The 13,445-nt window shown below is 63.2% G+C and carries 11 protein-coding genes; 6 read left to right on the plus strand and 5 right to left on the minus strand.

What is annotated here, in order from left to right; genetic code table 11:
- Positions 1-315: 315 nt before the first annotated feature.
- On the plus strand, positions 316-1,203 hold the full coding sequence (locus tag ACN6KF_RS25795; RefSeq protein ID WP_434959780.1) for a cupin-like domain-containing protein: 888 nt from the start codon (positions 316-318) through the stop codon (positions 1,201-1,203).
- 62 nt (positions 1,204-1,265) lie between these two features.
- Here ACN6KF_RS25795 and ACN6KF_RS25800 read toward each other — a convergent pair whose 3' ends face one another.
- Entirely contained in the window at positions 1,266-1,850 is a 585-nt protein-coding gene (locus ACN6KF_RS25800; protein WP_434959781.1) for a class I SAM-dependent methyltransferase, read from the minus strand.
- 272 nt (positions 1,851-2,122) lie between these two features.
- The gene (locus tag ACN6KF_RS25805) at positions 2,123-4,168 is read right to left on the minus strand and encodes a DUF4139 domain-containing protein (RefSeq protein WP_434959782.1); all 2,046 of its coding nucleotides are present in this window, start codon (positions 4,166-4,168) and stop codon (positions 2,123-2,125) included.
- Positions 4,169-4,583: 415 nt separating this feature from the next.
- Between ACN6KF_RS25805 and ACN6KF_RS25810 the strand changes: the two genes are divergently transcribed.
- From ACN6KF_RS25810 to ACN6KF_RS25820, 3 genes are read left to right on the plus strand one after another with little or no spacing between them, the layout of a single operon-like run.
- Complete coding sequence (locus ACN6KF_RS25810; RefSeq protein WP_434959783.1) at positions 4,584-5,462, plus strand: metal ABC transporter solute-binding protein, Zn/Mn family; 879 nt, start codon at positions 4,584-4,586, stop codon at positions 5,460-5,462.
- On the plus strand, positions 5,459-6,247 hold the full coding sequence (locus ACN6KF_RS25815) for a metal ABC transporter ATP-binding protein (protein ID WP_434959784.1): 789 nt from the start codon (positions 5,459-5,461) through the stop codon (positions 6,245-6,247). The genes ACN6KF_RS25810 and ACN6KF_RS25815 overlap by 4 nt, the downstream gene beginning before the upstream one ends.
- 9 nt (positions 6,248-6,256) lie before the next feature.
- Positions 6,257-7,048, plus strand: coding sequence for a metal ABC transporter permease (locus ACN6KF_RS25820; protein WP_434959785.1), 792 nt, complete (start codon positions 6,257-6,259; stop codon positions 7,046-7,048).
- 7 nt (positions 7,049-7,055) lie between these two features.
- Here the strand turns inward: ACN6KF_RS25820 and ACN6KF_RS25825 are convergent, their stop codons facing one another.
- Entirely contained in the window at positions 7,056-8,462 is a 1,407-nt protein-coding gene (locus tag ACN6KF_RS25825) for an aminotransferase-like domain-containing protein (RefSeq protein WP_434959786.1), read from the minus strand.
- 173 nt (positions 8,463-8,635) lie between these two features.
- Here ACN6KF_RS25825 and ACN6KF_RS25830 point away from each other — a divergent pair, with 173 nt between their 5' ends.
- Entirely contained in the window at positions 8,636-9,496 is an 861-nt protein-coding gene (locus tag ACN6KF_RS25830; protein ID WP_434959787.1) for a DMT family transporter, read from the plus strand.
- Between the two features lie 225 nt (positions 9,497-9,721).
- On the opposite strand, the gene ACN6KF_RS25835 is transcribed toward ACN6KF_RS25830, so the two are convergent.
- Both ACN6KF_RS25835 and ACN6KF_RS25840 read right to left on the minus strand, forming a co-directional pair.
- On the minus strand, positions 9,722-11,269 hold the full coding sequence (locus tag ACN6KF_RS25835; RefSeq protein WP_434959788.1) for a serine hydrolase domain-containing protein: 1,548 nt from the start codon (positions 11,267-11,269) through the stop codon (positions 9,722-9,724).
- Between the two features lie 344 nt (positions 11,270-11,613).
- Positions 11,614-12,474 (minus strand): alpha/beta fold hydrolase, encoded by an 861-nt coding sequence (locus ACN6KF_RS25840; RefSeq protein ID WP_434959789.1) that lies wholly within the window; start codon positions 12,472-12,474, stop codon positions 11,614-11,616.
- Between the two features lie 186 nt (positions 12,475-12,660).
- Here ACN6KF_RS25840 and ACN6KF_RS25845 point away from each other — a divergent pair, with 186 nt between their 5' ends.
- Complete coding sequence (locus tag ACN6KF_RS25845) at positions 12,661-13,440, plus strand: class I SAM-dependent methyltransferase (protein WP_434959790.1); 780 nt, start codon at positions 12,661-12,663, stop codon at positions 13,438-13,440.
- Positions 13,441-13,445 lie beyond the last annotated feature (5 nt).

Consider the following 13,445-nt stretch of genomic DNA (forward strand, 5'->3'; position numbering starts at 1 on the left):
GGTAGAAGGCACGATGTTTGCAAGCCGAACCGTGCCTTTGCGCACTTCAACCACCTTCCGCACTGCGCCTGCAGGGGATGCAGGCGCTCGTCCTAGGCGCTCATCTTGCCATTCGCGCCGCATCGACTTCCCTTAAGTCATACGGCTTCTGATCGAGCGAGAGAACAACTCCCCCTACTAAAGATTGATTTGAACGCCTCCGAAAGACTCCTTCGCCCTCCTCGCCCGCAAAGTAAAATTCTGCGATAAATCAATAAATCAATAAATGATAACCCAACTACTGAAACACTCCGTCCAATTCAGAGGAAGCAAGGCATGCTGACGAAGCCATCTATTGTTCAGCATTCAGGTCAGTGGTCGACCGTGGAGCCGTTCGAGGAATGCCGACGCCTGCTTCACAAAGCCGCCTTCTCGATGCAGCACCCTCTGGCCAGCCATCCACTGTTTTCGATCGACGCCTTGGCGAGTGTGGCGGAGGAAGCGGCCGAGCGTCCGGGCGACCTCTACTGGGATGCGGGCGACCTTTCGATCACCGACAAATGGGGCTCGGTCCCCAAGCCGGACATGACGGTGCGCCAGGTCATCGACCGGATCGAGACGGCCGGCGCCTGGATGGTGCTGAAGCATATCGAAATCGATCCCCGCTATAAGAAGCTGCTGGACGAGTTCGACGACTTCATTCGCCAGATTGCCGGCCCCGAAGGTTCCAAGCTGCTCAGCAACACCGAAATGCTGATATTCATCACCTCACCGCGGCGCAAGACCCCTTATCACTTCGATGCCGAGGTCAACGTCCTCACCCAGATTCATGGCACCAAGGACATCTGGGTCTGCGATCCGATGGATCGGAGCATCACCACCGAGGATGAACTCGAGCGTTATTATGCGGTGACGACCACGGCGGGCACCTTCAAGCCGGAAGCCGAGCGGAAGGCCCGCAAGATCACCCTTCAGCCCGGCGACGCTGTGCATATTCCCACGCATGGCGCGCATTGGCTGCAGAACCATGACAATATTTCGGTCAGCCTGTCGCTCAATCTCGAATTTCCGAATTGGAAGTACAAGGACGTCTACCGGGCCAATTATTATTTGCGCCGCATGGGTCTGAAGCCCCGTTCGCCCGGCCACTCGGCGATCGTCGACCGCTCGAAGGCCGCCACTATCGGCTGCGTCCGCCAGGTCAAGAAGCTGGTTGGTCGCTGAGGCAAGGCTCTCGTCCCACCTTGTCCCGCAGGGCCTCGCCCTGACGACGCCCGGCCGCGAGATCAGCGGAGCAAAGAGGCCCCCCGCCGGCCGATCCGATATACCGTTGCCGGCGGTATGTTGGCGAAGGCCCGGCCGATCCGAATCGCGCGCAAGCCGAGGCTTTCGAGCATCGGCCCCGACACGGGGCACCGGGCGCCATAGGTGAATTGATAGAAGACTCCACCGGGACGCAGCGTCTCGAAGGCGCCAGCCAGTATGGCCTGAACCTTGTCCTTGGGCAGATTGAGGAGTGGCAGCCCGCTAACCACTGCGCCGACCATCGGCCCGCTGAAGAGGCCGAGCGTACCGAGGCTGGCGGCATCCTCTCGCAGCACGCGCGCCAGGGGAAAGCGCGAACGCAGCAGTTCGACGAAATCGGTGCCAAGCTCCAGCAGCGTAAGATCATCCTCCTTGACGCCCCGGGCCAGCAGCGCCCGGGTGAAGACGCCTGTCCCCGGTCCCAGTTCGACGACAGGTCCCGAGGAGGGCGTGATCTCGCGGGTGATCAGTTCGGCAAGGGCGGGCCCCGAAGGCGCGACGGCACCCACACTGAGGGGATCTGAACTCAAGGCCCGCAAGAAGGGCAACACGTCGCGTAGGGTCATGCCATCGTCCGCACATGATCGAGACCACATGGAAGACCGCGGCTGAAGCACGCTCCACGCATCCACCGGAACGGATACAGCCTCGATCGCGCATGCACCGCCGGGCCTGTCGCAAAGTCGGGACGCGAAACGCGACTCAACCTTCGCCGGCAGGCACGACCATTTTGCCCGGCTGCATTGAGCCAGCATTGCAACCGTTCGACGGCTGCCAAAAAAGGGAGTTTATCCGCGGATCGAGGCCGAGCCTGTCGGGCCGGCCTTGGCCCCCGCCGCTACAGGGCCCTCACGCGATCGCCCAGGACCTTGCGGGCCACTTCATATTTGGCCCGCGCCTCCTTGATCGCCACATCGAGCTTGTCGAGGGCCTTTTCCTGTTCCAGCATCTTCTGCGAATAGAGCCGGGCGAGGTCGGACCCCTGAGGCGCCGATTTCAGGTTTTCGCGGATGCGTTCCTGATCCTGGGTAATGCCGTCGCGCTGTTCTTCGAGGCGGGCGGTGGCGGCCTGCGCCTCGTCGCTCACCTTGGCAGCCTCGGCAACCGTGGCAAGCCGGGCCTTGGTCTCGGCGTCGAGATCGGGCGCGGCCATCAGGGCCTGGACGCGCTCGCCCGTGACATCGGCAATCGCCATCGCCTCGACCACCGGCCGCTCAAGCGTGACCTTGTATTGCTTGGACTTGCCCGCCTCGACATCGAAGCGGATACGATAGGCCTGCCCGGCGATGGTCGCCTCCTCGGCCTTGGGCTCCACCAGGGTCCAATCGGCGACCCGCGGCTGCTCCACCACCATATGACGCAGTTCACCGGCGCCATTCTTGACGCGATAGGTCGTGGTCTGGCGCAGGCGGCTCTCGACACTGAGCGTGCCGTCGACCACCTTGATCTTGGTGACCGCCTTGGCCGAACTCGACTCCGAGTCAACAAGCACCTTCTGGTCCGCGCCAAAGCCGATCAGACGGAAATCGCCGGTGGGCAGCAGCGGGAATTGCGCCTCGCCCGAAAACAGCGGCCCAGCATCGGCAGCTTCGTAAATGGTGGCGGACCCCGCCGGCAGCGAGGTGGTGGCGTCATTCTTCAAGGTCAGCGCCTGCCAGGGATTGCGGCTGCCGCCCTGATACCAGGCCACGGCCTGCGAGGGCATTTTGAGATCGACGAAGGGAATGGTGAGGCTTTCGCCCGAGCCAACGCTGACCAGCTTCGACAGGGTGAAGCTGGCACCGGCTGTGTTCTCCTCGGCGGCGCTGCCGGCTTCCTGCGGCTCGGCCATCCTGAATTCCTGCGCGCCGCCTCCCTGGCCGAGAAAAGCCTGGTTCTTGCGGAGCCGCGCGGACGGTGCGATCGGGGCGGGTGCAGCAGCAGGGGCCGGTGCCAAATCATACATGGGCTGGTCGATGCCTGCGCTGCCCGATGCCTTTAGTTCCAGGGCCTGCTGCCCGGCATCGGTGCGCGGCAATGCCGTCCGGCTCACCGGCGGCGCGATGGTCTGGCGCGTGACGTAATAGGGATCGTAGAGCGCCTGGCGGAAGGTAACCGGCGAGGCCGAGGACAAGGTCACCTCGACATCCTTCCAGGGATTGCCCGTCATGTTCTCCAGCACGACCCAGCCTTGCAGGCGCGCCCTGTCCTCGCTGGCCTTGGGCAGCGTCAGGCGATAGGCCGCCTTCCATACCGGGGCTTCCGCGACATAGCCGATGCGCACGGTGCGCTTGCCGCCCTCGGCGAGCTGGATGGAAATGTCGCGGCCGGAACGGTCCTGCGCCGTGCGCAGGGCCTTCAACGCCGTCTCGACCTGTTCGCCCAACCGCGCATCCTTGAACTCCAGCCCTTCGGCCTCTTCCAGGATGAACTGCTCGATCGCCACTCCCGAGAACACGGAGACGCGGGTGCGCGTCATGGTAGCGCCGTCCTTGCCGGTCACCGTCTCCGTCTGCACGCTGGCGATGCGCCCTTCGAGCTTGCGTGGGCCGGAAAGCTTGATCTCGGCTCCCTTCAGCGCCCCGATCAAGGCCGGCATGCTGTCGAGGTCGGATTTGGCGAAAGGCAGGGAGGCGAAGGTCTCGTCTGCACCGGCCTTGCCAGGCAGAGTGGCCGAGCCGGTGCCGGCCGGATCGAGAATCAGCACGCTCTTGAGAATGTCGTCGACCTGGTCGAGCCGGGCGCGCAGGGTCAGCGTCTCCTTGCCGGTGACTTCGGCGGCATATTCGAAATAGCCCACGCCCCCCGTGCCGAGCACGGCACGCTTGAGGACGAGTTCGGCGGCTTCGGCAGTACCGGTGAGCATGGTGGTGGCCATCAGGACAAGAAGAAGGGGGGAACGCATGAAAAGCCCTCTAAAGCGTTTTGCAATAGGACTGAACCATCAGGTATCGCAAAGACGCGCTAGCCAATCCATTGATTGGCTTGGAAACAAGGAGTGAGAGCAAACAAGCGTCCAGCCCTGAACGCGCTTTGCTCTAAGAGATCGGCGACGGGTCTCGGTGCTGTTGTAGCAGCTTTACGGCTTATCCGAGGTGTATCGGGGGTTACAGACGAGTGCAACTGGGGGGCGATCTCCAGATCGACCATCTTGGAAACGCAGCGTGTGAAAGAGGATGAAGGTGATCGATCTGGAGATCGACCCACCAAGTCCGTTCGCCGTGGTTGACATCTTCCACCTCGCTTCATATGAACTGTTATATTATAACATTTCACGATCAGGACGGACAGTCCGCCTCTTTGCCCCTACGGAGATCACGATGCGTTCGATGATGTTTGCCGCCGTCCTGCTGGCTGCAGCAGCGATCATGCCCCACCCGGCCGCAGCCGCCGAGAAGATCAAGGTCGTCGCTGCGGAGAATTTTTACGGCGACCTCGCCAGCCAGATCGGGGGCGACCATATCGAGATCACCTCCATTCTTTCCAATCCCGAGGACGACCCGCATCTGTTCGAATCGAGTCCTTCCACCGCACGCGCCCTCTCGACCGCTGCGATCGTCGTCTATAATGGCGCCGACTATGATCCGTGGATGGACAAGCTGCTTTCCGCCTCTGCCAAACCTGATCGCAAGGCGATCGTCGCCGCAGAGCTGACCGGGCATAAGGCAGGTGACAATCCCCATCTCTGGTACGACCTGAAGACGTTCCCTGCCGTGGCTACGGCACTCGCGGCCGAGCTCGAAAAGCGCGACGCCACCCATGCCGCCGACTACAAGGGCAATCTCGCCAAGTTCCAAGCCTCCTTCTCCGAGTTGACGAAACAGGTCGATGCGATCAAGACCAAGTATAAGGACACGCAAGTGACCGCCACCGAGCCGGTTTTCGGCTATATGGCGGATGCCCTTGGCCTCAAGATGCTCAACCAGGATTTCCAGACCGCGATCATGAATGACAGCGAGCCGAGCCCCAGCCAGGTCGCCGCCTTCGAGAACAGTCTCAAGGATGGTTCGGCCAAGATCCTGTTCTATAACAATCAGGTCACCGACGAGACCACGAAGCGGCTCCTGCAGATCGCCCGGGATCACAAGGTTGCGGTGGTCGGCGTCACCGAAACCATGCCGGCAGGAACGGCGATCCAGGCCTGGTTCGACGGACAGCTCGGCCAGGTGGGTCTGGCCCTTTCCGGTTTGACGCAGTGAGTGCTGTCGGTTTCGAAAAAGTCAGCCTGACCCTCGGGAGGCGCCGGATCCTGTCCAGCGTCTCCTTTTCCATTGCCGAAGGCCGGTTCGTCGGCCTGCTCGGTCCCAATGGCGCCGGCAAGACCACGCTGATGCGCGCCGTGCTCGGCCTGGTCAGCCCGCAGGCCGGACGGATCAGTGTGCTCGGCGAAGCACCGCGGCGCGGCAATCCCAAAATCGGCTATATGCCGCAGATGCGCCGCAGCGCAGCCCAGCTCGGCCTCAGCGGCTACGAACTCGTGCTCGGCGCCATCGAAGGCACCCGCTGGGGGTGGCCGTTTGCCTCCGCGGCCGACAAGGAAGCGGCCTGGGCCGCAATCGAGCGTGTCGGCGCCGCCGATCTCGCCCGCCGGCCGATCTCCCAGCTTTCCGGCGGCGAGCGCCAGCGCCTGCTGATCGCCCAGGCCCTGATCGGCGAGCCCAGGCTCCTGCTGATGGACGAGCCGCTGGCCAGCCTCGACCCCGCCCACCAGCGCGGCATCGTCGAACTGATCAAGGAGGTCGCTTCAGAGCGAGGCATCGCCGTGCTGTTCTGCGCCCATGAGATCAACCCGCTGCTCAACGCCGTCGACCAGGTGCTCTATCTGGGCCATGGCCGCGCCGCGATCGGCACCGTCGACGAGGTCGTCAACCGCCATGTCCTGTCCGATCTCTACCGTACCCCCATCCATGTCGCCCGCGTGAATGGCCGCATCTTCGTGATGGCCGAGGAAGGCGAGCTGGAAAGCCATGTGCATGATGGGTGAAACCCGGTAATGTTCGAGTATGAGTTCATGCGCAACGCCTTCATGGCCTGCACGATCGTAGGGATCGTCGCCGGGGCCGTGGGCTATTTCCTGGTGCTGCGCGGCGAAACCTTCGCCGGCCATGCCCTCGCGCATGTCGGCTTTCCCGGTGCCACCGGGGCGGCTCTGATCGGCCTGTCGCCCTTTGTGGGCTTCACCGTCTTTACCGTTCTGGCCGGCATCGGCATCGGCCTTCTGGGCGAGCGCGCCCATCGCGACGTCGCCATCGGCATCGTGCTAACCCTCTCGCTCGGCATCGGCCTGCTCTTCTTGTATTTCTACAAGGCCTATGCTGGCGCCGTGACCAATCTCCTTTTCGGCAATGTGCTTGGGGTCAGCCTGGGCACGGTCTGGGTGCTGGCCGGGCTCGGCCTCGCCTGCCTGATCGGCCTTGCCGTCATCGGACGGCCCCTCCTGTTCGCCAGCCTGCAGCCCGAGCTCGCCGAGGCAAAGGGCGTATCGACCGCGCGCATCTCGGCGCTATTCATGGTGATCGTCGCCCTGGCCACGGCCGAAGCGATGCAGATCGTCGGCGTTCTCCTGGTCTTTGCGTTGATGGTCGCTCCTGCCGCTGCCGCCATGCAGATCAGCAACCGTGTCCATCAGGGGTTGATCATCTCGATCGCTCTGGCGGTCGCCATCGCCTGGATGGGCCTGATCCTGGCCTTCTATACCGATTGGCCCACCAGCTTCTGGATCACGGCATTGGGGGCGCTCGCCTATCTTGCCGCTGGGCTGCTGACCCGCAAGCGCTGGCGCTAACCAGACATCATCGTCCCCCGGAGGGTATCGCTGCCTTCTCCATGACGTCGGCGAGGACCTCGAAAATACGCTTGTCGGCCGATTGCGCCACGTTGAAGCGCATGAAGCTGGTAGCGTTGTGCGAGACGCTGAAGACGTTGCCTGGCGCCATCACCACGTCCCGTTCCAGGGCCTTGCGGGCGATCATCGCCGAATCCAGGCCCTCGGGCAGTTCGGCCCACAGGAACATGCCGGCCTGTGGCTCGAGCCACAGGCGCAGGCCGCAGGCCTGCAGCCTTTCCGCGGTCACGGCCATCGCCTTGGCGAGGCGCGGTCGCAGCCCTTCGAGATGGCGACGATAACTGCCATCGGTGAGCAGGCGCAGCGTGGTCTGGGCCGCGACATCGCTGCAGCCGATACCGGTGGCAAGCGCCAGATCCGTCAGCCCTTCGATCCAATCGGCACGTGCCACGATATAACCGCAGCGCAAGGCGGCCGTCAGCGTCTTGGAAAAGCTACCGAGATGAATCACCCGCTCGAAACCATCGAGCGCCGCCAGCCCCGGCGAAGGCCGGGCTTCGAAATCGGCGAAGATATTGTCCTCGACCAGAATGAAATCGTGCTGCTCGGCCAGTTTCAGCAGGCGATGCGCCGTACCCACGCTCACCGTTGCGCCGGTGGGATTATGCAGCACCGCATTGGTCAGATAGAGCTTTGGGCGATGCTCGGCGCACAGGCTGGCGAAGCGCTCGAGGTCCGGCCCCTGGCGCGTATAGGGCACGCCGATGATGCGCGCCCGCTGAGCCTGCAGCAGGGACTGGAAGTTGAAATAGCAGGGATCGTCGACCAGTACGGCATCGCCCGGCTCGATCAGGAAACGGCAGACGAGATCGATGGCGCGGGACCCTGAATCGGTCAAGAGGATCGCAGCAGGTTCCACTTCCAAGCCCCGCTCCGTGAAGCGGCGGGCCAGATGCTCGCGTAGCTGCCATAGGCCCTGGGGCACGCTATAGGTCGAGATATTGGCGGTCTCGTCGCGTGCCACCGCGCGAAGCCCGCGTCGGACCATATCCTCGGGCAACCAGGAATCGGGCAACCAGCCGCAGCCGGGATGCAGCGCGCTCATCTGCTGGGTCAGGGACTGACGGTAGATCCAAAGGGGATCGATGGCGCGATCGAGGCTCGGCCCGCTCTCCGCCAGGGCGAAGGGACGAATACGGCCTGCCGCAAAGAATCCCGAGCCGGGCCGCGCTTCAACGGCGCCTTGCGCCACAAGCCGGTCATAGGCCTCGACGACGGTCGATTTCGACACGCTCTGCCGTTCGGCCAGCCGACGGATGGACGGCAGGCGCGCGCCGGGCGCCGTGGCAATCAGACGGCGGATCTCCGCCATCGTCGCATCGATCAGGGTTGAACCGCCGACTTGGTTCAGCATCCGTACCCCTCCATGACCCAGTACAGTTTAGATCAATTGTACTGGCCCGTCCCTGTCTTCGCCAGCCCCTTTCTGAGACAAGAAGCAGGACAGTCGAGGACTTCCTCCCGAAGGAGGCAATCGACCCAGGGCCGTTCGCCGGCAGAACGAACAAAATACGGAAAGATGCGGAAATGGACGACAAGTCGGCAGGCTGGCTCAACGGGTTCCTGGGCGTGGCGATCTTTTCGGGATCGCTGCCAGCGACCCGCATCGCGGTGCACGATCTCACCCCCCTCTTCCTGACCACAGCCCGTGCCGCCATCGCCGGCCTGCTCAGCATCGTCCTGCTGCTCGTCCTCAGGCAGAAATGGCCACGCGCTTCACAGATCGGCTCGTTGAGCCTGGTCTCCATAGGTTGCGTGGTCGGCTTTCCCCTGCTGACGGCACTTGCCCTGCAGAGCATCACCTCCTCGCGTGCCACCGTCTTCATCGGGCTGCTGCCGCTTGCGACCGCCATCTTCGGCGTATTGCGCGGGGGTGAGCGCCCTCGGCTCGGCTTCTGGCTCTTCTCGATTGCCGGTGCCGCCATGGTTGCGGCCTACGCCCTCAGTCAAAGCACGGCCGGCAATGCGCTCGGCGATGGCTTGATGGTGGCCTCCGTCCTGGTCTGCGGCCTCGGCTATGCCGAAGGCGCCCGGCTGTCGCGCGATCTCGGCGGCTGGCAGGTGATTTCCTATGCTCTCGTCCTGTCCCTGCCGGTGATGTTACCGCTCGCCCTGTGGTGGCAACCAGCCGATCCCAGGACCATCGGCTGGCCGGCGCTTTCGGCTCTCGTCTATGTCTCGCTGTTCTCGATGCTGATCGGCTTCGTGTTCTGGTATCGCGGCCTCGCCCAGGGGGGCATCGCCGCCGTCGGCCAGTTGCAGCTGCTGCAGCCCTTCATGTCGCTGGCCCTGGCCGCGTTGCTGTTGCACGAGCAGGTCGGGCTGGCGGTGTGGGCCGTCGCAGGAGGCGTGGTGGTCTGCGTCGCCGGCGCCAAGCGCTATGCCTGATCTGACCCTGACGCCAACGCCCGCCTCCATGCGTGACGTCGATCCAGAAGAATCCCGCCGCTTCCCCTGCGGCGGAGCGCCCCCGGGAAGCGTGATTTCCGCAACTAGGCCCGCTCTTTCAAGCGGGCTTTTTTTGCCCTCATCGACAAGAGCGTGAGGCATGTGCTGCAACGACCAGTCTCCACGGCAGCGGAGAGCAAGACGGCACGGCCATGAATAGCCGGTCTATCGGCTCAAGGTTCCCAGGCCGTCGGCGTTCAAATAGTCGACCGTCATCACCTTCGGATTGGCCTCCTGCCCCGAGAATTTGACGGAAGACAAGGAGCCTTCCGGGGCGTTCTCGCCGCCAGGGCTCATCGCAAACATGTCTCCGTCCCAATGGCGGAGCGGGAATCTCATCAGGCGCGGCCCGAGCACCAACACCAGATGATCGCCCTCCACCTCGACCGCGGCGGCTTCGAGATATAAATTGGTGTATTGGCCGGCATAGTTCGCGAGATTTCGTGCGGGCTTGGGACGCGCCGGCGGCGCGGCACCCGCAAGATCCCCGATCGGTTTGAAGAAGCCCATCATGCGCTGATGCGCAAGGCCATACCAGTCCCGCGTTTCCTCGCCATATTGCACGATGTCCATGAAGCGCGCCGCAATGGCCTCGGCGGCGCCGACCGGTGCACCATTGGTCAGGACCACGATGCCCACATCGGCCGAGGGCAGAATCTGGAAGGTGGTGCCCGCCCCCAGGAGGAAGGCGCCCGAATGGCTCATGGAGGTTCGGCCGTTGGCATTGACGTTCACGTTGAAGCCGTAGCCGTAGAAGCCGGTGCGTGCGTCGAGCGCATCGCCACGCCCATTCACCGCCTGGGGCGTGAGTGCTGGCAGGATGGCCTCGGGGGTCATCAGCGTTTCGCCGCCGTGCTTGCCGCCGGCAAGCAGCAATTGCAACCACTTTGCCAGTTCCGTGACATTGGAGGAAACCCCGCCCGCCGGGGCCTGCTCGTCGGGATTGCGGTCATAAAGGGGCTTGAACTCGCCGCCCACGAAAGCATGCAGGACGGCGCGGTTCGGCTGCGCCAGGAAGGCCTTATGGAGGTAGCTGCTCGACCGCATGCCCAGGGGCTGGAAGAGCAGGCGATCGGCCAGGACTTCCCAACGCTCGCCCATGGCGGCGGCAACCGCTTCGGCCCCGATCGTCGTGCCGAAATTGGCGTAGTGATAGGAGGTTCGGAAGGCATCGAGCGGCATCAGCCTGAGCCGAGGGATGATGTCCCGGCGTTCGAAGCCGAGATCCTCCAGATTGTCTCCGGCCGCTTCCGGCAGGCCCGAGCGATGGGCGAAGAAATCCCCGATGGTGGCCTGATTCGAGACATAGTCGTTCCCCAGCCTGAAATCGGGCAGATAGGCGCGGACGCGATCGTCCCAGTTGATGGGCTTGCCAGCTTGCGTGCTCTTGGTCATCGCGATCGCGGCCACGGTGGCGGAAATGGATTTGGAAACCGAGGCGACCTGGAACACCGTAAATTCATCGACCGGCCGGGTGGCATCGCCCTTGACACGTTCGCCATACCCTCTTGCGAACACCGTCTTCCCGCCATGCACGACGGCCACGGCAATGCCGGGGACATGCGATTTTGCCCTGATATCGCGAACGATGTCCGGCAGCCGGCCAACCGCCTTGTCGATGCCGCCCTTGTAGAGCGGCATGGCATCCTGCGGCGGCGAAGGGCCGAGATCGGGCTTGAGCGATTGCGCGACCGCCATAGCCGACAGCGTCATCGAGCTGGCGACGATGGTTGCCGCCAGCGAGCGCCGAAATCGAGAGGCCTCTTTACTACCCTGGTGACACATCAGCATAGCCGAATTCTTTCGATTGCCTTGGAAAGACTCCGACTACCCTGCCCCCTCCAGTTTATTTTTGCCAGCGCGAAATAGCCTTCCAGCCTGTATTCAATCAGCATCGCGCGCTGTACGAAAAATACTACGAATTCAGCATGAAAGATGCGCCTGATTGCCGGCACGACGACTTTCAAAAACCATCAGGCTGCTGCCTCAATCAGAGCCTTGTACGGAGCCGGTCAAACGATGGCCGGGATCCGCATGCCTAGCTTTCCGGGCATGCATTACACCGCATGATGGGCGATGGCCTGGACCATCTCGTCAATGTCATGATCGTGGATTTCATGCCCTCCCCCTTCAATCCGGTGCAATCGCGCATGTGGCACGACCTTTGTGAAGGCCTCCCCGTGCGCGATGGGAAACAGCGGATCGGCCGTGCCGTGGATCGCAAGAACCGGCACATCGAGATCGGAAGCCTGCAGCCCTGCAGGCCCGTCTTCACGCACCAGCGCGAAATGGTTGGTGGCGCTGGCAAAGGACGGCGCCCGGGCCATGTCGCGGGCGATCAGCGCGCTTGCGGCCCCGGCATCATGCGGATGCCGGGTGCCAGCAAGCATGGCCGCATCGCGGCTCAAGAAATCGGCGATGGCCTCGAGGTCGGACCAGTCAACCCCCTCGGCTGCTGCGGAATGCTCCTGATAGGCTGTGGTCGAGGACGGCAATCCCTCGACCGCGAACGGCGATGTGCTGATCAGGGTGAGCGTCCGCACACGCCGGCGATGGCGCAATGCGGCCTCCTGCGCGACGAAGCCGCCCATCGACATGCCGACCAGATGCGCCGTTTCCAAGCCGTAACTGTCGAAAATGGCTATCGTATCGTCTGCCAGATCGCTGGGCGAGTAGCCGGGCTCGCCTTGTGGATAGTGAGTGGAAAGCCCGGTGTCACGCTGGTCGTAGCGGATCACATAGCGCTCACGACCCGCAAGTTCTTCACACAACCGGTCTGGCCACCACAGCATCGAAGACATCATCCCCATGATCAGCACGATGGGTGGGCTGGAGGCGACACCGAAAGCCTGGGTCTGGAGATCAGCCCCTTTGACTTCGACGACCTTCTCGGTAACCAGGCATGTGGCCCGTTCCATGAACGCGATCCTTCTAATTGCAAATTGCAACTGGATTTCAGATTGCACATCTGATCCTATTGTGCAATCAGTTTGTAACGGAGGCTGTGGGTACGCGCCCAGGCATGGGGTGCTGCCCCCGCCAGCGACCGAGGAACTCAGCAGAGAGACGAACTTTCGTAGCCAAGACAAAAGCGGGTGGGTCTGATGGCGTTGCAATGTGCTGATTTTTATGACGCGGAATTATCGCGGCACAACCGGCACTTGCGGGCTGCCGCCAGGGTCGGCAAACGCGACCGAGTGCTCGATATCGGTTGTGGTGCAGGCCAGACCACGCGCGAGGCCGCCAGCATCGCGGTGGAGGCGAACGTGGTCGGCGTCGATACGTCTGCCGAGATGCTGGAAATCGCGCGGCGGCGTTGCCTGGAAGCTGGGCTGGGAAACGTCGTGTTTGAACGGGGCGACGCGCAGCACCACGCCTTCCCAGCCTCCAGCTTCGATTTGTGCATCAGCCGATTCGGCGTGATGTTCTTTGCCGATCCAGCGGTGGCCTTTGCCAATATTGCCCGCGCGCTGCGTCCGGGCGCGCGCCTTGTGTGGATGGTGTGGCAGAGCCAGGAGGCCAACAGATGGTCTGGTGCCATCAGGCAGGCACTGGCCCCGGGAGGCGTGCTGTCCATCGACGCCGGCAAGCCGTTTTCGCTCGGGGATCCCGCCGTGGCGACAGCGCTTCTGAGCACTGCGGGCTTCATCTCGATCGACTTTACCGAGGTGAACGAGCCGGTCTTCTACGGGCCGAATGTCGACGCCGCGTTCGATGCCCTCACCGGCCTCTATCTGGTGAAGGACACGCTTGCGCGCACGGATGAAACACCGGATCAGCCGCTGCAGCGGCTGCGTGACTTGCTGGACGCCCATATGACGACCGACGGTGTGCTTTTCGATTCGCGTGCATGGATCATCAGCGCCGAGCGGGCGAGTGATTAGGCGGG

The organism is Labrys methylaminiphilus subsp. lupini (assembly GCF_051161885.1).
Taxonomy (GTDB): domain Bacteria; phylum Pseudomonadota; class Alphaproteobacteria; order Rhizobiales; family Labraceae; genus Labrys.